Origin of the sequence: Methylobacterium sp. CB376, assembly GCF_029714205.1 — a bacterium.
Classification (GTDB): domain Bacteria; phylum Pseudomonadota; class Alphaproteobacteria; order Rhizobiales; family Beijerinckiaceae; genus Methylobacterium.
On the sequence record NZ_CP121648.1, the window covers coordinates 5,855,498 to 5,878,472 of the forward strand.

General features: G+C 74.4%; 25 protein-coding genes. 15 read left to right on the forward strand and 10 right to left on the reverse strand.

The genetic code is table 11. The annotated features are described in order from the left end of the window. Positions 1 to 148 precede the first annotated feature (148 nt). A complete protein-coding gene (locus QA634_RS26915; protein ID WP_236728717.1) occupies positions 149 to 433 on the reverse strand; it encodes a hypothetical protein in 285 nt (94 codons plus the stop codon). Positions 434 to 621: 188 nt separating this feature from the next. Here QA634_RS26915 and QA634_RS26920 point away from each other — a divergent pair, with 188 nt between their 5' ends. Together QA634_RS26920 and QA634_RS26925 are read left to right on the forward strand one after the other, a co-directional pair. Continuing rightward, entirely contained in the window at positions 622 to 1,590 is a 969-nt protein-coding gene (locus QA634_RS26920; RefSeq protein WP_012335052.1) for an NAD(P)H-dependent flavin oxidoreductase, read from the forward strand. 78 nt (positions 1,591 to 1,668) lie between these two features. Then, complete coding sequence (locus QA634_RS26925; RefSeq protein ID WP_012335053.1) at positions 1,669 to 2,070, forward strand: nuclear transport factor 2 family protein; 402 nt, start codon at positions 1,669 to 1,671, stop codon at positions 2,068 to 2,070. Between the two features lie 50 nt (positions 2,071 to 2,120). Here the strand turns inward: QA634_RS26925 and QA634_RS26930 are convergent, their stop codons facing one another. Then, entirely contained in the window at positions 2,121 to 2,999 is an 879-nt protein-coding gene (locus QA634_RS26930) for a LysR family transcriptional regulator (RefSeq protein WP_012335054.1), read from the reverse strand. A gap of 106 nt (positions 3,000 to 3,105) precedes the next feature. Between QA634_RS26930 and QA634_RS26935 the strand changes: the two genes are divergently transcribed. The 3 genes from QA634_RS26935 (at position 3,106) to QA634_RS26945 (ending at position 6,094) form a co-directional block, all read left to right on the forward strand. Then, the gene (locus tag QA634_RS26935; protein ID WP_012335055.1) at positions 3,106 to 3,720 is read left to right on the forward strand and encodes a LysE family translocator; all 615 of its coding nucleotides are present in this window, start codon (positions 3,106 to 3,108) and stop codon (positions 3,718 to 3,720) included. A 104-nt stretch (positions 3,721 to 3,824) separates the two neighbouring features. Then, complete coding sequence (locus tag QA634_RS26940) at positions 3,825 to 5,063, forward strand: Zn-dependent hydrolase (RefSeq protein WP_012335056.1); 1,239 nt, start codon at positions 3,825 to 3,827, stop codon at positions 5,061 to 5,063. Positions 5,064 to 5,125: 62 nt separating this feature from the next. Then, positions 5,126 to 6,094 carry an MBL fold metallo-hydrolase gene (locus QA634_RS26945; RefSeq protein WP_012335057.1) on the forward strand — a complete coding sequence of 323 codons (969 nt, stop codon included), beginning with the start codon at positions 5,126 to 5,128 and terminating at the stop codon, positions 6,092 to 6,094. Between the two features lie 21 nt (positions 6,095 to 6,115). Here the strand turns inward: QA634_RS26945 and cutA are convergent, their stop codons facing one another. Next, complete coding sequence (gene cutA, locus QA634_RS26950) at positions 6,116 to 6,436, reverse strand: divalent-cation tolerance protein CutA (protein ID WP_012335058.1); 321 nt, start codon at positions 6,434 to 6,436, stop codon at positions 6,116 to 6,118. Positions 6,437 to 6,519: 83 nt separating this feature from the next. Here cutA and QA634_RS26955 point away from each other — a divergent pair, with 83 nt between their 5' ends. Continuing rightward, positions 6,520 to 7,290 carry an NAD kinase gene (locus tag QA634_RS26955; protein WP_012335059.1) on the forward strand — a complete coding sequence of 257 codons (771 nt, stop codon included), beginning with the start codon at positions 6,520 to 6,522 and terminating at the stop codon, positions 7,288 to 7,290. 41 nt (positions 7,291 to 7,331) lie between these two features. On the opposite strand, the gene QA634_RS26960 is transcribed toward QA634_RS26955, so the two are convergent. The 3 genes from QA634_RS26960 to QA634_RS26970 all read right to left on the reverse strand — a co-directional run bounded on the left by QA634_RS26960 (position 7,332) and on the right by QA634_RS26970 (position 11,787). Then, complete coding sequence (locus tag QA634_RS26960) at positions 7,332 to 7,748, reverse strand: hypothetical protein (RefSeq protein ID WP_012335060.1); 417 nt, start codon at positions 7,746 to 7,748, stop codon at positions 7,332 to 7,334. 323 nt (positions 7,749 to 8,071) lie between these two features. Continuing rightward, complete coding sequence (locus QA634_RS26965; RefSeq protein WP_012335061.1) at positions 8,072 to 10,747, reverse strand: hybrid sensor histidine kinase/response regulator; 2,676 nt, start codon at positions 10,745 to 10,747, stop codon at positions 8,072 to 8,074. Then, positions 10,744 to 11,787 carry an HD-GYP domain-containing protein gene (locus QA634_RS26970; protein ID WP_012335062.1) on the reverse strand — a complete coding sequence of 348 codons (1,044 nt, stop codon included), beginning with the start codon at positions 11,785 to 11,787 and terminating at the stop codon, positions 10,744 to 10,746. The genes QA634_RS26965 and QA634_RS26970 overlap by 4 nt, the downstream gene beginning before the upstream one ends. Positions 11,788 to 11,994: 207 nt before the next feature. Here QA634_RS26970 and QA634_RS26975 point away from each other — a divergent pair, with 207 nt between their 5' ends. Continuing rightward, positions 11,995 to 12,342: a DUF6481 family protein gene (locus QA634_RS26975; protein ID WP_012335063.1), complete on the forward strand. Its 348-nt coding sequence runs from the start codon at positions 11,995 to 11,997 to the stop codon at positions 12,340 to 12,342. Between the two features lie 35 nt (positions 12,343 to 12,377). Here QA634_RS26975 and QA634_RS26980 read toward each other — a convergent pair whose 3' ends face one another. Further along, the gene (locus QA634_RS26980) at positions 12,378 to 12,821 is read right to left on the reverse strand and encodes a DUF488 domain-containing protein (RefSeq protein WP_012335064.1); all 444 of its coding nucleotides are present in this window, start codon (positions 12,819 to 12,821) and stop codon (positions 12,378 to 12,380) included. Positions 12,822 to 13,008: 187 nt separating this feature from the next. On the opposite strand from QA634_RS26980, the gene QA634_RS26985 reads away from it, so the two are divergent. The 4 genes from QA634_RS26985 to QA634_RS27000 all read left to right on the forward strand — a co-directional run bounded on the left by QA634_RS26985 (position 13,009) and on the right by QA634_RS27000 (position 17,109). After that, positions 13,009 to 13,857, forward strand: a complete 849-nt coding sequence (locus tag QA634_RS26985) for a glycoside hydrolase family 25 protein (protein WP_012335065.1) — start codon at positions 13,009 to 13,011, stop codon at positions 13,855 to 13,857. 113 nt (positions 13,858 to 13,970) lie between these two features. Further along, positions 13,971 to 14,600, forward strand: a complete 630-nt coding sequence (locus QA634_RS26990) for a ribonuclease HII (RefSeq protein WP_012335066.1) — start codon at positions 13,971 to 13,973, stop codon at positions 14,598 to 14,600. Positions 14,601 to 14,639: 39 nt separating this feature from the next. Beyond that, entirely contained in the window at positions 14,640 to 16,250 is a 1,611-nt protein-coding gene (locus tag QA634_RS26995) for an acyl-CoA synthetase (protein ID WP_012335067.1), read from the forward strand. Beyond that, the gene (locus QA634_RS27000; RefSeq protein ID WP_012335068.1) at positions 16,240 to 17,109 is read left to right on the forward strand and encodes a PCC domain-containing protein; all 870 of its coding nucleotides are present in this window, start codon (positions 16,240 to 16,242) and stop codon (positions 17,107 to 17,109) included. Before QA634_RS26995 ends, QA634_RS27000 begins: the two co-directional genes overlap by 11 nt. A 130-nt stretch (positions 17,110 to 17,239) precedes the next feature. Here the strand turns inward: QA634_RS27000 and trhA are convergent, their stop codons facing one another. Further along, positions 17,240 to 17,932: a PAQR family membrane homeostasis protein TrhA gene (trhA, locus tag QA634_RS27005; protein ID WP_012335069.1), complete on the reverse strand. Its 693-nt coding sequence runs from the start codon at positions 17,930 to 17,932 to the stop codon at positions 17,240 to 17,242. A gap of 88 nt (positions 17,933 to 18,020) precedes the next feature. Continuing rightward, entirely contained in the window at positions 18,021 to 19,103 is a 1,083-nt protein-coding gene (locus QA634_RS27010) for a COX15/CtaA family protein (RefSeq protein ID WP_012335070.1), read from the reverse strand. 168 nt (positions 19,104 to 19,271) lie between these two features. On the opposite strand from QA634_RS27010, the gene QA634_RS27015 reads away from it, so the two are divergent. Together QA634_RS27015 and QA634_RS27020 are read left to right on the forward strand one after the other, a co-directional pair. After that, complete coding sequence (locus QA634_RS27015; protein ID WP_012335071.1) at positions 19,272 to 19,481, forward strand: DUF2842 domain-containing protein; 210 nt, start codon at positions 19,272 to 19,274, stop codon at positions 19,479 to 19,481. A gap of 104 nt (positions 19,482 to 19,585) precedes the next feature. Continuing rightward, positions 19,586 to 19,918: a hypothetical protein gene (locus tag QA634_RS27020; protein ID WP_012335072.1), complete on the forward strand. Its 333-nt coding sequence runs from the start codon at positions 19,586 to 19,588 to the stop codon at positions 19,916 to 19,918. 3 nt (positions 19,919 to 19,921) lie between these two features. Here the strand turns inward: QA634_RS27020 and QA634_RS27025 are convergent, their stop codons facing one another. Next, positions 19,922 to 20,977 (reverse strand): polysaccharide deacetylase family protein, encoded by a 1,056-nt coding sequence (locus QA634_RS27025; RefSeq protein ID WP_012335073.1) that lies wholly within the window; start codon positions 20,975 to 20,977, stop codon positions 19,922 to 19,924. A 418-nt stretch (positions 20,978 to 21,395) separates the two neighbouring features. On the opposite strand from QA634_RS27025, the gene QA634_RS27030 reads away from it, so the two are divergent. Continuing rightward, entirely contained in the window at positions 21,396 to 22,592 is a 1,197-nt protein-coding gene (locus QA634_RS27030; protein ID WP_012335074.1) for a GNAT family N-acetyltransferase, read from the forward strand. A gap of 120 nt (positions 22,593 to 22,712) precedes the next feature. Continuing rightward, positions 22,713 to 22,949, forward strand: a complete 237-nt coding sequence (locus QA634_RS27035; RefSeq protein ID WP_012335075.1) for a hypothetical protein — start codon at positions 22,713 to 22,715, stop codon at positions 22,947 to 22,949. Positions 22,950 to 22,975 lie beyond the last annotated feature (26 nt).

Genomic DNA, 22,975 nt, shown 5'->3' on the forward strand with positions numbered 1-22,975 from the left:
GACGCTTCAGGGGTTCTAATACCACCGGTCATTTCCCATGACCGGTGGTGGTGCTCTCGAATTTTCGCCAAGCCTTTGGCTTGAAATCGAAAATTCGAGATGGGTCAACGGCTCGATGCGTCCGCATCCTGAGCCGTTGGTATAAGCATCATTCGCCGAAGGGGTCACCTTCTCGGCGGCGGGAATGATGCGCAACCGATGCGGCGGACGCGATCGCGGGTGGCGCACCCAACGTCTCCTCGGCGAGGCGCGGGTTCTTCTCCGGAAGAGCCAGGAGGACCCGCGCCGGCCCTTGAGGCTGCCGACGGCGGTGCTCCCGCTGCCGACGAGTCGAGACCGGCACGCCGATGCTGGCCGCGAAGGCTGGCGGCGCCTTCCCGGTGCGCTCGCGGGTTTCGTCGCCATCACCCGTATCGGGCCCGTGCACGACCATGCCGGCCGGCGTCCCGCCCTCCTCGGCGCCGGCGTGCAGGTCCCGCGCGGTCGCGTCGCGGCTGGACGTCCGCCCGCGGCGGCCCGCGGCGCAGCGTCCGGCCCGCCCCGACCGGCGTCGTCCTCGGCCGATTGACCACGGCCGGGGCCGATGCCAAGCCTCGCGCGTCACCCTGCGGAACGACCCCGATGGCCCTCCCCGAAAGCCTCGCCGGCGCCCTGGCGCTCCCCGTGATCGCCTCGCCGATGTTCATCGTGTCGGGGCCGGACTTGGTGATCGCGCAGTGCCTGGGGGGCATCGTCGGCTCCTTCCCGGCCCTCAACGCGAGGCCGAAGGAGGCCCTCGACGGGTGGCTGACCCGGATCGGCGAGGCCCTCGCCGCCGCCAAGGCGGCGGAGCCGGACCGGATCGTCGCGCCCTACGCGGTCAACCAGATCGTGCACGCCTCGAACGACCGGCTGGATCACGACCTGGAAATCTGTGCCCGCCACCAGGTGCCGATCATCATCACCTCGCTGCGGGCACCGGACACGGTGGTGGCGGCGGTGCATGGCTGGGGCGGCCTCGTCTTCCACGACGTGACCACCGTGCGCCACGCCGAGAAGGCCCTGGAGGCCGGGGTCGACGGGCTGATCCTGGTCTGCGCCGGGGCGGGCGGACACGCGGGGGCGCTCAGCCCCTTCGCGCTGGTCGGCGAGGTGCGCCGCTTCTACGACGGGCCGCTGATCCTGTCGGGGGCGATCACCACCGGCGCGGCGATCCTGGCCGCCCAGGCGATGGGCGCCGACCTCGCCTATATGGGCACCCGCTTCATCGCCACCGCCGAGGCGAACGCGGCCCCCGCCTACAAGGAGATGATCGTCGAAACCCGCGCGGCGGACGTGGTCTACACGCCCTTCTTCACGGGCGTGCCGGGCAATTACCTAAAGCCCAGCATCGCGGCGGCCGGGCTCGACCCCGACGCGCTGCCGCACGCGGACAAGAGCCGGATGGATTTCGGCTCCGGGCGGACCAAGGCGTGGCGCGACATCTGGGGCGCCGGGCAGGGCGTCGGCACGATCGACGAGGTGCTGCCGGCCGCGGAAGTGATCGCGCGGCTGAAGCGGGACTACGCGGCGGCGCGGGAGCGGTTGCTCGGGCGCGGGCGAGCGGTCTAGACCTGACCCAGGGTCATGGCGCCGCAGGGCGGCCGACCCGCCGAAACGGGTTCGCGGTCGGGCGGAAGGAGCGAGTTCATGACATCCGAGGAAGGGACGGCGCTGATCCGCGCGATGTTCGAGGCCTTCTGCGATCTCGACCGGCCCGTCGAGGAGATCGCCGCCTACTTCGCGCCCGGCTACGTGCAGCGGGTGGATGGCAGGGAGTTCGGCCGGGAAGGCTTCCTCGATCACCTCCGGGCACTGCGCACGACGCTGCGGAGGCTTGACTTCGTCATCGAGCAGATCGTGTGCGACGGCGCCTCGGCCGCATCCGTGCATGTCGCCCACGCGCTGAAGCGGACCGGGGAGGCGGTGCGGGTGAAGGTCATCGCCTTCTACAAGCTGGAGCACGGGCAGATCAGCCTCGTCGACGAACTCACGCGGCTCGTCCACGGGGATGCGAGCGACCGGGACCTCGCCTTCGTGCGGCATGCGTGAGAGCGGCCGATCGCACTGAACGCGGCCCCGCGCTCGTCCCTTCCGGCCTCTCAGCAATCGCGCAGCCACGCGGCGAGCCGCGCCTGCGCCGAGCCCGCCGCGATCGGGCGGGGCGCCAGCAGGCGGTAATCCGTGCCGTCCGCGACGAAGCCGAAGGGCGCCGCCAGGAGGCCGCCCGCCACGTCGTCGCAGACGAGCCGCCAGGGTCCGATCGCCACCCCGATCCCGGCGGCGGCGGCCTGCAGGCTGAGGGAGAAGTGCTCGAACCGGTGCTCCGGCCCGTCCGGTGCCGGGCGCCCGCTCCGCGCGGCCCAGTCGGCCCAGGCCGCGGGCCGGGTGCGGCTGTGCAGCCGCGGCGTCCCGGGCCGGAAGGCCGGTCCCTCGCCCGTCTCCGCCACGAAGTCGCCGGCCCGGGCGGCGGCGCAGACCGGGCCCACCCTCTCGGCGAACAGGATCGCCGCGTGGGCGCCCGGTGCCGGCGGATGGTCGTTGCGGCGGAGCGCGAGGTCGAGCCCGTCCTCGAAGCGGGGCGTGCCGCCGCCGGAGACGAGGTGGAGCGCGAGGTCGGGATGGGCCTCCTGCAGGGCCGGCAGCCGGGGGATCAGCCAGCGCATCAGCAGGGTCGGCTCGCAGGACAGGACCAGCGGCGATTGCCGGGCCTCGGCCCGCAGGGCGCGCGTCGCCGACCGGATCGTCGCGAACGCCTCGGCCACCGCCCGGTGCAGGATCGCGCCGGCCGCGTTCAGGCGGACCCGCCGGCTGCGCCGCTCGAACAGAGGCAGGCCGAGATCCTCCTCGATCGCCCGCACCGCCCGGCTGACGGCGCCGTGGGTGAGGTGCAGTTCGTCGGCCGCCCGGGTGAAGCTCTCCAGGCGGGCCGCCGCCTCGAAGCAGCGCAGGGCGCCGAGCGGCGGCAGCCGGGCCGGCACGATCCGTGAGTCCGGCTCACCGTCACGGTCAGAAACCATCGTTATGAGGCCCGCGGGAGTGACGCTAGGACACGGATAGCCCCTCTCCCCCGCACAGGACAGCGCCGTGACCGAATGGCTCGCCGTCATCGTCATCACCACCCTCGCGGTGATCAGCCCGGGACCGGATTTCGCGATGGTCTCGCGCAACAGCCTCGTGCTCTCCCGGCGCGCCGGCCTGTTGACGGCCCTCGGCATCGACCTCGGGGTCGCGGTCCACGTCGCCTACACGCTGCTCGGCCTCGGTCTCGTCATCCGCCAGTCGATGATCCTGTTCTCGGCGCTGAAGCTCGCCGGCGCCGCCTACCTGGTGTGGCTCGGCCTGCGGATGCTGGCGGCGCGACCGCGCGCCCGGGCGCCGGAGGCGGGCGCCGCCCCGTCGGCGGCGGCGGCCCTGCGGACCGGCTTCCTCACCAACGCCCTCAATCCCAAGACCTCGGTCTTCGTCGTCAGCCTGTTCATGCAGGTGGTCCGGCCGGAGACGCCGCCCGGCGTTCAGCTCGCCTACGGCGCCTTTCTGATGGCGGCGCACGCGCTCTGGTTCGCGCTGGTGGCACTGCTCTTCTCGCAGCCGGGCCTGCGCCGGATCCTCCTCGCCGCCGGTGGCTGGATCGACCGCGCGTTCGGGGCGGTCCTCATCGGGTTCGGCGCGGCACTGGCCGCCGCCTCCCTGGAGCGGTAGGACGGAGGCCCGCATGCGGGAGCGCCCGCGCCGGAGCCCTGCCCTCGCGGCACGCTCCTCGCATGCGCCCGGCCGCATTCCCGCCAGCCCATAGCGAGTTCCCGATGGCGACCAACCTCTCCGTGAACGGCTCCCGGCTCTGGGACACGCTGATGGTCTCGGCCGGCATCGGCACCGGGCCGCGCGGCGGCATCCGGCGCCTCACCCTCACCGAGCCCGACCGGGTCATGCGCGACCGGCTCAAGGCCTGGGCCGAGGAGGGCGGCTACGCCCTGTCGATCGACCGGCTCGGCAGCATGGTCCTGCGCCGCCCCGGCACCGAGCCCGACCTGCCCCCCGTGGTCATCGGCAGCCACCTCGACACCCAGTGGGCGGGCGGGCGCTTCGACGGGATCCTGGGCGTGCTCGCCGGGCTCGAAGTGCTGCGCACCCTCGACGATCTCGGCCTCTCCACCCGCCGCAGCATCGAGGTGGTGAACTGGACCAACGAGGAGGGCGCGCGCTTCTCGCCGCCGATGCTCTGCTCCCTCGCCTGGTCGGGCCAGCAGAGTCCCGAATGGGTCGAGGGCCGGGTCGACCGGGACGGGATCCGCTTCGGCGACGCCCTCGCGGGAATCGGCTATCGCGGCCCCGAGCCGGTCGGCGGGCGGGCGATCGACGCCTATTTCGAGCTCCACATCGAGCAGGGACCCGCCCTCGACCGCGCGGGCGTGCCGGTCGGCATCGTGACCGGCGGCTTCCCGAGCTGCGGCATGCGCATCGCGGTCGAGGGCGAGACCGCCCATACGGGCCCGACCCCGATGGCGGAGCGCCACAACGCGCTCGTCGGCGCCGCCATGGTGGCGGTGGCGGTGAACGAGATCGGCTGGGCCCACGCGGAGGCCGACGCCAAGGCCACCGCCGCCCGCCTCGACCTCGTCCCGAACCTGCCCGGCACCCTCTCGGAATATGCCGAATTGTTCATCGACATGCGCGCCCCCGAGGTGGAGCGGCTGGAGACCATGAAGGCGGCCCTGCGGGCGGCCCTGCCGGACTGCGCCGAACGCTCGCGCACGGCGATCCGGATCGCCGAGGAATGGGGTTTCGGGGTGTTCCAGTTCGACGACGGGCTGATCGCGCTCCTGCGCGAGACCGCCGCACGGCTCGCCGTCCCGACCATGGACCTGCGCTCGCAGGCCGGGCACGACGCCTACCACGTCGCCCGGGTCGCGCCGGCCTGCATGATCTTCACCCCCTGCAAGGGCGGCATCACCCACAACGAGGCCGAGGCGATCGACCTCGCCGAGACGCTGCCCGGCGTGAACCTGCTGCTCCACGCCGCGCTCGCCCGCGCCAACCGCTGAGGAACCTTGACGTCGGCGCGGGCCGCGATACCTGCCGCCCGTCCTCACCGGGATCCTGAGCCATGTCGATGACCCGTCGCACGCTCCTCGCCGCCGGGCCCGCGGCGGTCGGCAGCGCCGCCGGCCTCGGCGGCGGGCCGGCCGCCGCCGCCCCCGCCGCGCCGCCGCCCGCCCTCTACCGCTACGCGGTCGGCGAGGCCGCCGTGACCGCCCTGCACGAGGGCATGGTCGCGCGCCCGATCGACGCGTCCTTCGTGCGCAACGCCCCCTTCGAGGCGGTGCAGGGCGCGCTGGAGCGCGCCTTCCTGCCCAGGGACGCGCTGCCGATCACCTTCACGCCCCTGCTCCTCGATCTCGGCGGGCGGCGGGTGCTGATCGACACCGGTTTCGCCGATAACGGCCCGGCCTCCACCGGCGGGGTCCTGCGCGCCCTCGACGCGCTCGGCCTGCAGCCCGGCCAGATCGACGCGGTGGTGATCAGCCACTTCCACCCCGACCACATCCTCGGGCTGCGCCGCAAGGACGGCAGCCTCACCTACCCGAACGCGCAGGTGCTGGTGCCCGAGCCCGAGGCGGCCTTCTGGATGGACGACGGCCGCCGGGCGAACCCGCCGGAGGCCCTGAAGCCGACCCTCGGCGCCGTGCAGCGGGCCTTCGAGCCCAAGGACATCCGGGTCGAGCGCTACGCCTGGGGCAAGGAGGTGCTGCCCGGCCTCACCGCCCTCGACGCGCGCGGCCACACGCCGGGCCACACCGCCTTCGCGCTGCATTCGGGCGAGGCGAGGCTCCTGGTGATGTCGGACGTCACCAACCACCCGGCCCTGTTCGTGCGCAACCCCGACTGGTCGGCAATCTTCGACATGGATGCCGACCAGGCCCGCGCCACCCGCCACAGGATGCTGCAGATGGCGGCCTCCGAGCGGCTGGCGGTGGCCTTCTACCACGCCCCGTTCCCGGCCGCGGGCCACATCGCGAAGGCGGGCGAGGGCTACGAGCTCGTCCCGCTGCAATGGGGCGTGGGCCCGGCCTGACGGGCCGGGCCCCCGGAGGAGTCAGGCGCCCGTCTCGGCGAGGAGCCAGGCCAGGGTCCCGGCCTCGGCGCCCGACGGGGTGAGGTGCAGGATGATCGGCGTCTCGTAGGGGTGGCGGGCCTTGAGCGCCGCGCTCAGGGCCTCGGCCAGCCCCTCGCGGCTCTTCACGAGCGCCACCACCTCCTGCCCGCGCTCGACCGCGCCCTTCCAGGCATAGACCGAGCGCATCCCGGGCAGGACGTTGACGCAGGCGGCGAGCTTCTCGCGCACGAGGGTCTCGCCCACGGCCAGGGCGGTCTCCTCGTCCGGAAAGGTCGTGTAGACGAGCAGCGGGCGCTCCATGCTATGCGTCTCCGGGTGACGGCGGATCCGGCCCCGAGTGAGCGGGGAGCGGCGCCCCGGCGTCAAGCGGGGCAGAGTCGAGCATGGCGCGTCGCTTCAACCGGATGGCCTTCATCGCCAGCCCGACGGCCGATGCCCGCGAGGCCGCCGCGCTCCTGATGCAGCGCTACGACCACGTGCCGCCCGAGGAGGCGGACGTGGTGGTGGGCCTGGGCGGCGACGGCCTGATGCTGCAGGCCCTGCACCGCTTCATGGGCAGCGGCAAGCCGATCTACGGCATGAACCGCGGCACGGTCGGCTTCCTGATGAACGAGTTCCACCTCGACGACCTGCCCGACCGGCTGGAGCAGACGCAGCGCAGCGTGGTCCACCCGCTCCTGATGGTGGCGACCGACGTGCTCGGCCTCACCCACACGGCGCGGGCGGTCAACGAGGTCTACATGCTGCGCCAGACCCACCAGACCGCGAAGCTCAAGATCTCCATCGACGGGCAGGTGCGCCTGCCCGAGCTGATCGCCGACGGGGTGCTGGCGGCGACGCCGGTCGGCTCGACGGCGTACAACTTCTCGGTCGGGGGCCCGATCCTGCCGATCTCGGCCCAGCTGATCGCGCTCACCCCGATCTCGGCCTTCCGGCCGCGGCGCCAGGGCAGCGTGCTCCTGCCGAACCACGCCCGCATCCGCATCGAGGTGAAGGACCCGGAATACCGCCCGGTCGCGGCGGTGGCCGACCACACCGAGTTCCGCCGCGTCGCCCGGGTCGAGACCCAGCTCGACCGCTCGACCGACCTCGTCATGCTGCACGATCCCGGCCACAGCATGGACGAGCGCATCCTGCGCGAGCAGTTCGGCTGAGGGCGATCCCCTGCTCCGGTCCGGTGCGCGGGGCCCGGCGATCACAGCCCGCGGATGATCTGCGTGAACCGATCCTCCGCCCGGCTGTAGCGCTCGGCCACGCGCTCCCGCAGGCAGGCCCGCACGGTCATGTCGGCGTAGAACAGGCCCTGGCGCTTCATCATCCGGCACTCGACGAGGGGCGGGCCGTAGATCCCGGCGGCCAGGACGAGGAGCAGGCCGCCGATCTCGGCGGCCCGCACCAGGGCCGGCGGCCAGGGGACGAAGCGCCTCCCGGCCGTCCGGACAGGACCGGCGGAGCCGAGGGCGACCGGCGCGGCGCGGCGCTCCTGCTCCATCCCGGCGAGGGCCGCGGGGCGCAGGGCCGTCGCCGGATCGACGCCCGGCCAGGGCGCCGGATCCTGGGCCGGCCGCCTCTGTCCGAACCTGCGCGCGACGGGGCTGAGCGCCGACGCCATGGTGGAATGCTCCCGAATTGGCACGACCGATCTCGGCCGCCGGGAGCCCTGCCAGACGCGTGCCCGCGCGCAACGAAGTCTTTACCATGTCCTTGGGGAAGAAATGATACAGGCAGCGGGAGCGACCGTTTCCGTGGAGAGGCGCCGTGTCATCGTGAGATCGGTCCGCCGGGATCCGCGTCGGAATGCCGGATGATGGCAGCGCGGCGCCCGCCCTCCGCGGGGCTTCGCGCCCGGGCGGCTCCGTCCGCGCGGGCGGGCGGTGCGTGACGCGCGCGCGACCGCGCCGCGCGATCCCGCCCGGCGCAGCGAGGCCCCCTCCCCTACGCCGCTCGCGGCAGCGCGCGGAAATGCCCGTCGAGCGCCGCGAGCGTGCCGGCGAGGAGCGGGTCGAGGCCGTCGAGCATCGCGGCCTCCGGCATCCGATCCTCCCCCCGGGCCGCCCGCTCGATCTCGGCGAGGCGCGCAGCGAGGGCGGAGGCGCCGACATTGAGGCTCATTGATTTGAGGCCGTGCGCGGCCCGGGCGGCCGCGGGAGCGTCCGCGGCCTCGCGCAGGGCGGCGAGGCCCTTCGGGGCGTGCTCGCGGAACAGGCCGAGCAGCCGGGCGATGAAGGCCGGGCCGCTCGCCTGCGCCATCTCGTCGAGCCCCGCCAGCGTGCCGGGATCGAGCAGGGCCTGGGGAGCGGCGCCATCGCCCGGCGCCCCGGCCGATGCCGGCTCCGGCGCCGCGGCGGGCGGGCCGTCCTCCCGGAGCAGGCTGCCGAGAAGGCGCGCGAGATCCGCGAGCGTGAAGGGCTTGGCGAGCATGCCGTCCATGCCCGCCTCCCGCCACGCCTCGGCGCCCTCGCCGATCACGTGCGCGGTGAGCGCCACGATCGGCAGCCGCGTCCCGCCGGTCGCGGCCTCGCGGGCGCGGATCGCCCGCGCCGCGTCGAACCCGTCGAGGATCGGCATGCTGCCGTCCATCAGGACGAGGTCGAAGCCGCCGCCGGCCGCCGCCTCCACCGCCTCCCGCCCGTTCTCCACGGTCACGACCTGCGTCACGCCGCAGCGGGCGAGGGCCTCGACCGCGACCTCCCGGTTGACGGGGCTGTCATCCGCCACCAGCACCCGCGCCCGCGGGAAGCGGGCGGGGGACGCGGCCGCCGCCTCGCGGCGCTCCGCCGCGGCCGCGAGGGCCGTGCCCCGCGCCAGGTCCGCGAGGGCTTGGCGCCACTCGGCCTGCGCCAGGGGCCAGCGCAGCACCTCGTCGGCGAGGCCGGCGGCCAGCACCTCGGCGCCGCGCGCATCGCCCATCGGGGCGAGCGCCAGCACCCGCCCGGCGCCCGGCGGGCGTCCCCGCGCCGCGAGCTCGGCCGCGTCCAGGATCGCGTGGGCCGGCCCTTCGTCCGCCGGGACGAAGCCCGCCGCCGAGAGGCCCGAGAGCAGCGCCGCCCGGGTGGCGTCCCCCCGCGCCGCGACCATCACCCGCGGCAGCACCGCGGGATCGCGCCGGACCGGCCGGGCCGGCTCCAGCACCTCGACCGGGATCTCGGCGAAGAAGGTCGAGCCCTCGCCGACCCGGCTCTCGACGCCGACCCGCCCGCCCATCGCGGCGGCCAGCCGCTCGGCGATGGAGAGGCCGAGGCCGGTGCCGCCGAAGCGGCGGGTGGTCGATTGGTCGGCCTGGGAGAAGGCGGTGAACAGGGAGCCGAGCGCCTCGGCCGGGATGCCGATCCCCGTATCGGTCACCGAGAGGCGCAGGCGGGCACCGCCCTCCCGCATCTCCAGGCGGATGAGGACGTGGCCCGCCTCCGTGAATTTCAGCGCGTTGTTGACGAAGTTGCCGAGCACCTGGCCGAGCCGGACAGGGTCGCCGGCGATCGCCCGCGGCACGTCGGGGGCGACCAGCGCCGCGAGGTCGAGCCCCTTGCCCCGCGCCCGCTCGCCGAACAGGGTCACCACCGTGTCGGCCACCTCGGCCGGGTCGACCGGGATCCGCTCGAGGTCGAGCTTGCCCGCCTCGACCTTCGCGAAGTCGAGGATGTCGTTGATGATGGCGAGCAGGTTCTGCCCCGAGCGGGCGATCACCTCGGCGTAGCGGCGCTGGCGCGCCGGCAGGTCGCCCGAGGCGAGGAGTTCGGCCATGACCAGCATGCCGTTCATGGGCGTGCGGATCTCGTGGCTCATTGTGGCGAGGAAGCTGGATTTCGCCGCGTTGGCGGCCTCGGCCGCCTCCTTGGCCTCGCTCAGGTCGGCGGTGCGGTCGCTCACCTCCTGCTCCAGGCGGGCGCGGTGGGCGGCGAGCCGGCGGTCGCGCTCGTCGACCGCGTCGAGGAGGCCGTTGAAGGTCCGCGCGAGGGCGCCGACCTCGTCCTCCGCCACCACGGTGACGCGGTGGGCGTAGTCGTGGTTCTCGCGCACGGTCGTCATGGCGTGGGAGAGGGTGGCGAGGGGCCGGGTCAGGGCCGCCTGCAGGCGCCACGCCACCGCGAGCCCGACCAGGACCGCGAGGCCCGCCGTCATGGCGGCGTTGGCGAGCACCTCGTAGAGGCGCTCGACCAGGTCGGCCGTCTCGGCGATCAGGGTGACGCGCCCGACCACCACGGTGTTCTCCCGCACCGGCACGCTCAGGCGGACGGTGCGCGTCCACAGGAGGTCGAAGGGCGAGACGCCCTGCTCGCGGTCGAGGTCGAGGTCGCGCGCGAGGCGCAGGCCCGTTCCCTGCTCGGCCAGGGTGGCGCCGCCCGGCAGCGAGAGCGCCGCGTAGACGACGCCCTTCTCGTCCGCGATGGCCCGCAGGGTGGCGTGGGCCCCCGCCGCATCCATCTCGGCGGCGGCGCGCGCGGTGGCGCTCGCGAAGACGCTGGCGATGCCGTGCAGCGAGTCGCGCTTGTCGGCGACGTAGCGCGTCGCCTCGCGCCAGACGCCGAGCGCGGTGCTCACCGCCAGGGCGACCAGCACGGCGCCGATCACCGCCCGGCCGAGGCGGGTCGCCAGGGGCGTGGCGCGCCTCATGCGGCCTTCGCCCCGCCGAGGGCCAAGGCCTCGACCGCGGGCCAGCGGCCGAGGAAGGCCTCGACCACCGCCGGGTCGAAATGCGTGCCGGCCTGGGCCCGCACGTGGTCGCGCGCCGCCTCCAGGGACCAGGCGGCCTTGTAGGGCCGCGCGCTGGTGAGGGCGTCGAACACGTCCGCCACGGCGACGATGCGGCCCGAGAGCGGGATCTCCTCCCCCTTCAGCCCGCGCGGATAGCCGGTGCCGTCCCAGCGCTCGTGGTGGGTGCCGGCGATCTCGGCGGCGAGCCGCACCACCTCGGAAGAGCTGCTCTCCAGCATGCGCTCCCCGCGCTCGGCGTGGCGCTCCATCTCCCGCCGCTCGGCCGCGCTGAGGGGGCCGCGCTTCAACAGGATCGCGTCGGGGATGGCGATCTTGCCGACGTCGTGCATGGTCGAGGCGAGGCTGATCAGGCGGCCGCGGTCGGGCGGGAAGCCCATCGCCTCGGCGATCAGCCCGACATAGCCGGCGACCCGCGCCACGTGGTCCCCGGTATCGGTGTCGCGGTGCTCGGCGGCCCGCATCAGCAGGGTGACGATCTCGCGCTCGCGGGCCTCCACCAGGGAGACCGCGGCCGCCACCTCGCGGGCGAGCCAGGCCGCCCGCTCCTCCTGCTCGCGATAGGCGCGGCTCAGCGCCAGCAGGTTGGTGACGCGGGCGCGGATCTCCAGCGGGTCGCAGGGCTTGTTCACGAAGTCGGTCGCGCCCGCCTCGAGCGCCTCGCGCCGCAGCGCCCGCGCGTCGAAGCTCGTCACCATCACGATCGGCACGTGGGCGAAGCCCGGGATCGCCCGCGCGGCCCGGATGAAGGCGAGGCCGTCCATCTCGGGCATCTCGTAATCGGTGAGCACGATCCCGATCTCGGGCCCGTGCGCGCGGATGTGGGCGAGCGCCTCCGCCGGGCGCGTGAAGGCGTCCGGGGCGCAATCCGCGATCGGCCGCAGGGCTTCCACCATCAGGAGGTTGTTGAGTTCGGCATCGTCGAGCACGAGCGCGCGCATCCGTCTCCCCCCGCCAGCAGCGCATGAGCGGCCGGCGCATGATCGCGGCGAAACCTTGACAAGTCCTCCCTGCGGGAGCGGGGCCCGGCCGCGTCCACTTGGACGCGATGCTTTGGCTTTGAAACCGGCCCCGCGGGCGCTACAGGACTTCTTCAGTGACCCGGGCGCGCGGCGCCCCCCGAACAGGATTCGCACGAGACCCCCACGATGGCAGGCTTCAAGGACCAGCTTTTCGACACCCGGCGCGGCGCCTCCGCGCAGGCGAAGCAGGCGATGCTGGAGAAGTTCAAGACCCGCGCGGCCGAGGAGGACCCGGCGGCGCAGGCCCGCAGGGCCGAGCGCCAGCGCATCGCCGAGGCCCGCGCCGCCCGCGAGGCGGAGCGCGAGGCGAAGCGCAAGGCGGAGGCGGAACGCCGCGCGGCCGAGGAGGCGGAGGCCCGCGCCCGGGCCGAACGGGAGGCCGAGGAGGAGGCGGAGCGCCAGCGCGCCGCGGAGGCCGAGCAGAAGGCCGCCCGCGACGCCCGCTACGCCGCCCGCAAGGCGCGCAAGAAGTAGGCCTCCGGCGCGCGGCCCCTCGCCGGGCCGCGCCCTCAGGCGAAGAGATCGACGATCCGGAAACCCCGATCGGCGAGCCGCTCGCCCAGCACGCGGCGGTGGCACCGTTCCGGGTCGCGCTCGAAGCAGAGCAGGCAGGTCGGCGCGCCGGCCGCGAGCGCCGCGAGGTCGTCCAGGGCGGCCTCGCCGGCGCCCGTGTCGAGCACCTCCGCGCAGTAGATCCGCCGCATCAGGGCCGCGTCGTGGGCGCGGGCGGCCTCGCGGCCGGCCTTGGGCGTGCCGAGCCCGCGCAGATGCGCGTAGCCGATGCCGGATTCCGCGAGCCGGTCGCGCAGGGCGCTCTTCGAGAAGCCGCGCTTGCGCGACAGGGCGACGGCCCGCACGTCGGCGAGGAGGCCGATCCCCGCCCCCGCGAGCGCGGCCACGAAGCGCTCCGAATCCGCGCCCTCGTAGCCGATGGTGAAGAGAACCTTATCCACCCGTGATTCCTCGCAGATCCCCGGGCCGGGAACCCCGCCGGCGCCGCCGCCCCGCCCGTCGCGGCGCCCGATGTGGCGCTCGCGCAACGCATTCCCGAAATCGCCTGCGATACTGTCAAGCCTTCATTAACCTGCCCCGGGGCATCGAATAGCCATTGTGTTCTGCGTCAGTTCAGGTCGCGCGTCGATGCCGCTGGAGTCGAATCCAACCTCCCTCGCCACGCATGGATCCGCTTGGCTGAAGCGCCTCGCGGTCGGCCTGACCCTGGCGCTGCTCGGCGCCTGCGCCGGCTCGACGGATTTCTACCCGACCAAGGGGGACGTGAAGCCGCATCCGGGCGTGGCGCGCGCCAAGCAGCGTCCGATCCAGGGCATCGACGTCTCGAAGTGGCAGGGGCCGATCGACTGGGCCTCGGTCCGCACGGCGGGCACGCAATTCGCCTACATCAAGGCGACGGAGGGCGGCGACCATCTCGACGACCGCTTCCGCGAGAACTGGGCCGGCGCCGCCAGGGCCGGCGTGCCGCGGGGCGCCTACCACTTCGTGTACTGGTGCCGCTCCCCCGAGGAGCAGATGGCGTGGTTCAAGCGCAACGTGCCGAACGACCCCACCGCCCTGCCGCCGGTCCTCGACGTGGAGTGGAACGGTCACTCGACCTCCTGCCCCAAGAAGCTGCCCAAGCCCCAGGCCCTCGCGATGACGCAGACCATGCTGCGCGAGATGGAGGCCTACACGGGCAAGCGGCCGATCATCTACACGGACATCACCTTCCACCGCGACGTGCTGGAGGGCGAACTTCCCGATTACCCGCACTGGGTCCGCTCGACGGCGGCCGAGCCCGAGCAGCGCTTCGCCAACCGGGACTGGATGCTCTGGCAATTCACGTCCACGGGGCGGGTGCCGGGCGTGCAGGGCGACGTCGACCGCAACGCCTTCTACGGCTCGCCCTCCGAGTGGGCCTCCTTCCTCGCCACCGATTGCGATCCCCGCTACCACCGCCGCCTCTCCGCCGCGGGGCTGTGCACCGAGAAGTGACACGGGATCCGCTTGATCGAAGCGGATCGGGTGTCGCAAGCCTGCGCGGCGCCTGAGCGCGGCGCCCGAGCGAAGAGGACATCCGCGTTGCGAAGCCATCAACCGGATGTCGGATGAAACGCCCCTTCCTGGCGCGCGAGGCGGCCCGCTACCCGGCGCTGATCGGCTGCGACGAGGTCGGGCGCGGCGCCCTCTGCGGCCCGGTCATCGTGGCGGCGGTCCATTTCGATCCGGCGGCCCTGCCGCCCGACCTCCTCGAAGCGCTCGACGATTCGAAGCGCCTCGACGCCGCGACCCGCGCGCGGCTCGCCGCGCGGCTCCCCGCCCTCGCGCGGATCGCCTATGCGGGGGCGTCGCGGGACCTGATCGACCGCATCAACGTGCGCGCCGCCACCCTCGACGCCATGGCCCGCGCCGTGCTGCGGCTCGGCCTCGCCGGCCCGGTGGCGGTGGACGGGCGCGACCGGCCGCCCGGCCTCGACGGGCGGGTGCGGGCGGTGATCGGCGGCGAGCGCCTCGTGCCCCAGATCGCCGCCGCCTCGATCCTCGCCAAGGTGCTGCGCGACCGGCTGATGGCGGTCCTCGCCCGGCGCCACCCGGCCTATGCCTGGGCGCGCAACGCCGGCTACGGCACGGCCGCCCACCGGGCCGCCCTGCTCCGCGAGGGCCCCTCCCCCCATCACCGCCGCAGCTTCCGGCTCGGCGGCGCCCCGTGCCATAACGGGGCGCCAGACGGGCCCTGAGGCCCCGACGCCAACGACGATCCAGCCGGGAGGCGCCCCATGACCCCGATGTCCCGCCGGGTGATGAACCTCGCCCACTGCCTGACCCAGGCGGCGCAGCGGCACCCCGAGGGGATCGCCATCGACTGGGGCGGGCGGACCTGGAGCTGGGCCGCCTTCGACGCCCGCGTCTCGCGCCTCGCGGCGGCTTTGCGGGCCCGCGGCATCGGCAAGGGCGACCGCCTGCTGGTCCATGCCCGCAACGGCAACCCGATCCTCGAGATCATGTACGCGGCCTTCCGGCTCGGGGCCGTGTTCGTGCCGACGAATCACCGGCTGATGCCGGGCGACGTCGCCTACCTGGCCGAGCAATCCGGCGCGCGGGCCTTCCTGTGCCAGGCGGACAATCCGGGCCACGTCGCCGCTGTGCGGGCGGCGCGGCCGGACCTGTCGCTCGTCGTCACCCTCGGCGAGGGCGAGGCGGAGGGCCTCGCCTACGAGGCGCTGCTCGCCGGGGCACCGGACGCGCCGGTGGCGAACGCGGCGGTCGAGCACGACGATCCGTGCTGGTTCTTCTACACGTCGGGCACCACCGGCAAGCCGAAGGCCGCGGTGCTCACGCACGGCCAGATGGCCTTCGTCATCACCAACCACCTCTGCGACCTGATGCCGGACACGCGGCCGGAGCGCGACGTCTCCCTGGTCGTGGCGCCGCTCTCGCACGGGGCGGGGGTGCACGCCCTGGCCCAGGTCGCCCGCGCGGTGACGACCGTGCTGCCCGGCTCCGACCGCTTCGACGGGGCCGAGATCTGGCGGCTCGTCGCCCAGCACCGCGTCACGAACATGTTCACGGTGCCGACCATCCTCAAGATGATGGTCGAGCACCCGGCCGTGGCCGCGCACGACCACTCCTCCCTGCGCTACGTCATCTACGCGGGGGCGCCGATGTACCGGGAGGACCAGAAGCGGGCGCTCGGCGTGCTCGGCCCGGTGATCGTGCAGTATTTCGGGCTCGGCGAGGTGACGGGCAACATCACGGTGCTGCCGCCCCACCTCCACGACCCGGAGGACGGGCCGGGCGTGCGGATCGGGACCTGCGGGATCGAGCGCACCGGCATGGAGGTGCAGATCCAGGACGCGGAGGGCCGCGCCCTGCCGCCCGGCGAGACCGGCGAGATCTGCGTCTGCGGCCCGGCGGTCTTCGCCGGCTACTGGAACAACCCCAAGGCCAATGCGGAGGCGTTTCGCGATGGCTGGTTCCGGACCGGCGACCTCGGCTTCCTCGACGCGCAGCGCTTCCTGACCATCACGGGCCGCGCCTCCGACATGTACATCTCGGGCGGCTCGAACATCTACCCGCGCGAGATCGAGGAGAAGATCCTGACCCACCCGGCCGTGGCCGAGACCGCGGTGCTCGGGGTGCCCGACCCGGTCTGGGGCGAGATCGGCGTCGCGGTCTGCGTGCCGCGCGAGGGCGCCTCCCTGACGGAGGCCGAGATCCTCGACTACCTCGACGGCAAGGTCGCCCGCTACAAGATGCCCAAGCGGGTCTTCCTGCGCCCCTCCCTGCCGAAATCCGGCTACGGCAAGATCACCAAGGCGATGGTGCGCGAGGATCTCGAGGCGGCCGGGCTGCTGCCGCTCGGCGGGCGGCCGAGCCATGCGGCCTGACCCGGCGCGGCCCGCGCGGGCCTTCCTCGCCCAGCCCGGCCCGGTCCGGCCCGAGCGCCGGATCGCGGCCTCGGGCGCGCTGCGGCGCGCGGCCTTCGGGCCCGAATCCGGGGCGACGCTGCTCGACGCCCTCGCCGCCCCCCTGCGGGCGGCCGGGATGGCGGGGGCGACGCTGCACCTCGACGGCGGCGCCTTCGCGCCCTTCGCCTACGTGATGCCGGCCCATTCCACCGAGCCGTCCCACGCGGCCTATTACAGCGAGACCTTCCGGCCCGCGGGCGAGACGCGGCTGGAGCGGGCGAGCGCGACCTTCGGCACCCGCGACGGCGCGCCGTTCCTGCACGTCCACGGGACCTGGATCGAGGCGGATGGCCGGCGGCGGGCGGGCCACCTGCTGCCGGGCGAGGTGGTGGTGCGCGCGCCGCCGCGCGCGGAGGCCTGGGGCAGCGCGGAGGCGGCGTGGCGCGTGCTGCCCGATGCGGAGACGAATTTCGCGCTCTTCACGCCGGTCGCGCAGGGCCCGTCCGGGGGCGGCTGCATCCTCCTGAAGGTTCAGCCGAACGAGGACCTGTTCCTGGCCGTCGAGGCGACGTGCCGGGAACACGGCCTGCGCCGCGCCCGGGTGCGGGGCCTCGGCAGCCTGGTGCGGCCGGCCTTCGCGGACGGCCGCGTCGTGCCGACCGACGCGAGCGAGGTGCTGATCCGCGACGGGCGCGTCGAGGCGGACCCGGACGGGAGCTTGCGCGCCCATCTCGACATCGCCGTCGTCGACGTCGCCGGGGCGATCCACGAGGGCGCGCTCGCGCGCGGGCGCAACAGCGTCTGCATCACCTTCGAGCTGGGGATCGAGGCGATGTGATACGACATCCGGCCGATTGCTTCGCCATCTCCGATTTCGGCCATGCGGATGTCGGCGTCGCTCAGGCACCGCGCTCAGGCGCCGCGCGGGCGTGTGATCCGGGATCCGCTTCGATCAAGCGGATCCCGGATCAGGCCGCCGCCTCCATCATGCTGCGAAAGACCGCCCCGTAGTGGCAGGCCGCCGCGGCGAGCACGAAGCCGTGCCAGATGGCGTTCTGGAACGGCAGCCGGTGCCAGAGGTGGAAGATCACCCCCGCCGAGTAGAGCAGGCCCCCGCCCGCGAGCAGCGCGAAGGCGTCCGGGACGAGCTGGCCGATCACCGAATCGTAGGCCGCGACCCCGCTCCAGCCGAGGGCGAGGTAGAGCGCCACCGCGAGCCGGTCGAACCGGCCCGGCAGGGCGACCTTGATCGCCATGCCCACCACCGCCACGAGCCAGATCCCCGCGAGCAGGCCCCAGGCGACCCCGCCGCTCCCCACCAGCGCCACGAGCGGCGTGTAGGTGCCGGCGATCATCAGGAAGATGGTGGCGTGGTCGGCCCGGCGCAGCAGCCATTTCCGCCGTCCCCGCGGCCACATGTTGTAGGCCGCCGAGACGCTCAGCATCGCCACGAGCCCCGCCGCGTAGACGCCGACCGAGAGCTTCTCGCCCGGGTGAAGCCGCGCGAGCGCCGCCGTGACCACCAGGGCGAGCCCCCCGATCACCGCGAAGGTCACGCCGATCACGTGGACGATGCCGTCCGCCAGCAATTCCCGGGGCGAGTAGGACCAGTTCAGGGAGGGCGGCCGGCCGTCATCGGCGTGTCCGGTCGTCGGGCGCATGGGGGGCTCCGGGGCTCCGCCGGCGGCCGCGCGCCGCCACGTTCCAGGAAACCATCAAATCCGGGGCCGGTCACCCTGCGGCGCAGCGTCACCCGCGCGCCAGAGTGCCGATCCGGGCATGGGCCACGGCCATGCCGAGCACGAGCATCGCGGTGACCTGGTGGGCGAGGCCCGCCCAGAGCGGGACCGCCAGGAGGAGCGTGGTGATCCCGAGCATCGCCTGCGCGGCGACGAGGCCGGCGAGCGCCGCGGCCCGGCGCGCCGCGCCGCTGCCCGGCCGCGCCCGCCGGGCGTCGAGCGCGTGCAGGAGCGCCAGGGCGAGCAGCGCGTAGGCGACGAGGCGGTGGTTGAGCTGCACCAGCGCGACGTTGTCGACGAAGTTCTCGATCCAGGGCGTCGCCGCGAACAGGCCCGAGACCGGCGGGATGAAGGCCCCGTCCATCAGCGGCCAGGTGTTGTAGGTGAGCCCCGCCTTCGAGCCCGCGACGAGGCCGCCGAGGGCGATCTGCAGGAGCGTCGCGACCGGGAGCAGGAGGGCGGTCAGGCGCAGCCGCCGCGGCGCCGCCGCCTCGGCCGGGCGGTCGAGCCCGGCGGCGAGCCAGACCAGCCCGGCGAAGATCGCGCTCGCGAGCGTCAGGTGCGCGGCGAGCTTGATCGGCGCCACCGCGACCATGCCGGGCTGCAGGCCCGAGGCCACCATGATCCAGCCCACCGCCCCCTGCAGCCCGCCGAGCACGCCGAGGCCGACGAGGCCGAGGCCGAGGCGCCGGTCGAGCCGGCCCGTCCACCAGAACCAGCCGAGGGGCAGGAAGAAGCACAGCCCGATCAGCCGGCCGAGGAAGCGGTGGCCCCATTCCCAGGCGTAGATGACCTGGAACTCGGCGAGCGACATGCCGCGGTTGAGGATGTCGTACTGGGGCGTCGCCCGGTACTTGGCGAATTCCTCGGCCCAGGCCTCGGCGGAGAGCGGCGGGACCGCCCCGGTCACCGGCTTCCACTCGGTGATCGAGAGGCCCGAGCCGGTGAGCCGCGTGGCGCCGCCGACCGCCACCATGGCCACCACCAGGGCGGCCATCAGGAAGAGCCAGCGGCGGACGGCGATCCGCGGGCGGGACGCGGCGCGGTCCCGCGCGGGGGCGACGGAGAGAGGCTTCAGGGCGGCGCTGGTCATGGCGGGCCTCTACGCGCGGGCGGGACGACCGCGCAACGCTCGCCGGTGCCGCACCCGGGCAGGCCTGCGGCCCCGCCGCGGGTTGCGGGCCGCCCCGGGCTCGCTTAGGCGGGCGGCCACTCGGGCGGGCGATGGCCCGCCAGTCCCCTCCCCTTCCGGAGACCCGCGATGCGCCGCCGCACCCGCTCGCTCATCGGCACGATCGTGATGATCGCCTTCGTGATGATCTACGCGCCGCTCGCCATGGCGCTGGCCGACAGCCGCATCGCCGAGACGCCGCCCCTGGTGCAGTCGGTCCTCTACGCGGCGCTCGGCGTCCTCTGGATCTTCCCGCTGATGCCGCTGATCCGCTGGATGGTGCGGCCGGACGCCGCCTGACGCGACGGCCGGTTTTTCGCCGCACTCGTCGGCGAGACAGCCCGGCGGCGCCCCCGAAGGGGTGCCCCTCGGCTCTCTCCTCCCGATCAAGGCTTCTCCGGGCCATGCGCCACGCCCTCGCGACGCTTCTCCTCCTCGGCCCGCTCGCCGCACCCGCCCTCGCCCAGGGCGCGCCGCGCTCGGTGGCCGATTGCGAGCGCATCCGGGGCGACCTCGCCTACAACCAGTGCCTGTCGCTGTTCGGGCCCGCGGCCCCCACCAAGGGCGCGGCGCTGCCGGCGGAGACCACCGAGGTGCGCCTGCCGGCCGCCGGCGCCGCCGCGGAGGCCGAGCCGGCCCCCGCCTATCGCGGCCGCCGCCGCGCCGCGCGGCGCTATCACCGGGGCCGCCAGAGCGCGAGCTTCGCGGTGGCGAGCGGCCGCCACCGCCGCCGCTGACCATCAGGCGACGTTGAGCCGCCGCCCGCGGTTCCAGGCCAGGAACGGCACGCCCGAGAGCAGGGCCGCGAGCGCCGCGTCGCTCTGGAAGCAGCCGTTGACCGAGACCCGCGGCAGGGCGTGCAGGTGCGCCCGGTGGTCCGGGAAGAGGTGGCCCGGCCGCGTCGTCACCGCGGTGGCGTAGCCCGCCTCCCGGGCGAGGGCGAAATCCCGCGGCCCCGCCGAGGTCGGATCCCCGACCGGGAAGGAGAAGTGCTGCGGCACGCGCCCGAGCCGCGCCGCGATGAGGGCGCGCGACTCCGCGATCTCGCGCCGGGCGGTCTCGGCCCCGTGCTTGGCGAGCATCGGGTGGGTCAGGGTATGGGCGCCGATCGTCAGGTCCGGCTCCTCCTCCGCCAGCGCCCGCAAGTCCTCGAAGTCCAGGCAGAGCTCCCGGGTGATGGCGCGCGGGTCGAGATCCGCCGCGCGGGCGAGCTGCGCGACGGCGTCGCGCAGCCGCGCCTCGGGGCCGGCCCGCAGCACCCGGTAGACCTGCGCGAAGGCCGCGCTCTTCTGCGTCGGATCGGCGGCGGGCAGGTCGAGCCCGGCCTCCGGCAGGCGCACCCGGTCGAGCCGGCCGATCGCCCGTTCGAGCTCGACCCACCACAGCCGCCCCGTGCCCTCCGCGAAGGCGGTGGTGACGAAGAGCGTCCAGGGCGCGCCGTGGCGCCGCAGGACCGGCCGGGCGTGCTCGAGGTTGTCGCGGTAGCCGTCGTCGAAGGTGAGGATCGCGAAGGGGTGCGGCCCGGGCGCGGCGAGGCGCCCGGGCAGGTCGTCGAGGCCGACGAGGTCGAAGCCGCGGGCCCGCAGGGCGGTGAGCACGCGGTCGAGGAAGGCGGGCGTGATCGCGAGCAGCTGGTTGGGCGCGTAGGGCCCGGGCGGCTCCGGCCGCACGTGGTGGAAGGTGAGGATCACGCCGCAGCCGCGGGCGGCGGGGGCGAGCCAGCGGTCGGCGCGGGTCGCCGCGATCGCGGCGAAGCCGGCGCGGAACAGGCGGAGGCGGGTCTCGGCGGCGAGCATGCGGGCGACCGTGCGGGCCGGATCCCCCGCGGAACGCGGTGCCACCGGCGCCCGCCCCGCTCCGCGGCGCGGCCGCGACGCCCCGGACGCCTCCTCATCCCACGGGCGGGCTTGCGGAAGGGTAACGGGATGGCGGGTGCCCGGCCGGGCCGCCGCGATTCGCGCAACGGACAGTCCCGCCGCAGCATCCCCAAGCTCGCCCGGCCCGAGCGGGCCGGCTCCGCGCCGACCGATTGTGGGTCCGCCGGCATCATCTTTCCAAGCGATAGATCTTTCCCTTGCGGCAATGTACTTCGTGATGCGAAAGATGTCGGCTCAAACGATTCATTACCGATGCCGCGCGAAAACGACCCTGGCCGGTCGAGGGATCGGCTAGTTTTCGGTCGGCCAGGCGGCCGCAGGCGGGACGGTGGGAGGAATGGTCGGGCTCGTGATCGAACTGCCGAGGGCGGGACCGGCGCGGGCGGCGGAGGCCCGCCTCCTGGCCGAGGTCCACACGCGGCTCGACGCGGCCGAGGCCCCGTGGCGGGACCTCGAAGGCTCCGCCACCGTCGTGATGACGCCCTACCAGCGCTTCGACTGGGCCGCGGCGTACTTCGCCACCGCGCCGCGGGCCCGCCCGCTGATCGCGGTGCTGCGGGATCCGTGCGGCCGCCCGCGGCTCCTGCTGCCCTTCGCGGTGCGCCGCGAGCGCGGCCTGCGCGTCGCGCGCATCGTCGGCGAGCGGCACGCGAATTTCCACATGCCGGTCTTCGCCAGCCGGGAGGCCGCCGCCCTCCCGCCGGAGACGGTGCGGGCGGCCCTGGTGCGCCTCGGCCGGGCGCACGGCATCGACGCCTACGCCTTCGCCCACCAGCCGCGCGCCTTCGCGGACACGGTCAATCCCCTGGCGGAGGGCGGCACGCCCTCGCCGAGCGACGGCTACGGCATGCGCCTCGGCCCGGATCCGGAGGAGACGGTCGCGCGGCTGTTCAGCGGCGATGCCCGCCGCAAGCTGCGCCAGAAGGAGAAGTGGCTGACCGCCGCCCACGGCCCGGTCGCGCACGTGGTCGCGGCGACCGCCGAGGAGGCCGAGGCGGTGATCGGCGCCTACCTCGCCCAGAAGGCGGTGCGCTTCGCGCAGCTGCGCCTGCCCAACCCCTTCGCGCAGGAGGCAGACCGCGCCTTCCTGACTGCGGCCTGCCGCCCCGGCCCGGCCCGGCCGGCCGCCCTCGAATGTCACGCCCTGCGCCGCGAGGCGGACGGGCACGTGCTGGCGACCTTCATCGGCGCCGTGGATGCCCGCCGCTTCAGCGCCATGCTGACCTCCTTCGACCCGGACCCGGCGCTGGCGCGGTTCAGCCCCGGGGACCTGCTGCTCCACGCCCTGGTGCGCGACCAGGCGGCCCGGGGCCGCGTCGCCCTCGACCTCGGGGTCGGCGAGGCGCCCTACAAATCCAAGATCTGCGACGAGGTCATCGCGCTCGTCGACGCGTGCGTGCCGGTGAGCGCGCGGGGACGGGCCTTCGCCGCGGGGATGCGGCTGCGGGTGCGGCTCAAGCGGCGGGTCAAGCGCAGCCCGCGCCTGCGCGCGCTCGCCGAGGGATTGCGCCGCCTCGTTCACCGGGCGGGGTAGGATCTTCTCCGCCGACGATTTTTTGCGGGAGAAGCGGTCCCCGGCGTGAACCAATCTCGGCCATGCGCGTCTCCTCGTGGGAGCGGCCCGACGGCCGGGTCGCGCATCACGGACGACTTCATGACCACGCTCAAGACCCTCGCGCTCGCGGCCGTGCTCGCCGCCGCCACCGCGGTCCCCGCCCTCGCGCAGGGTGGCTCGCCCTACAACAACAGCGGCCAGCAGGCCGGCGGTCCGCTCGCCGGCCGCGAGCGGTCGATGGGCGCTCCCGGCGGCACCCCCGCGATGCGCATGGCCCCTCGCCAGCAGCGCATGATGCGCCATCAGCGGATGCACCGGCGCCACCACGTGCGCTGAAGGCGCAAGGCCCCTGCCCTCCCTGC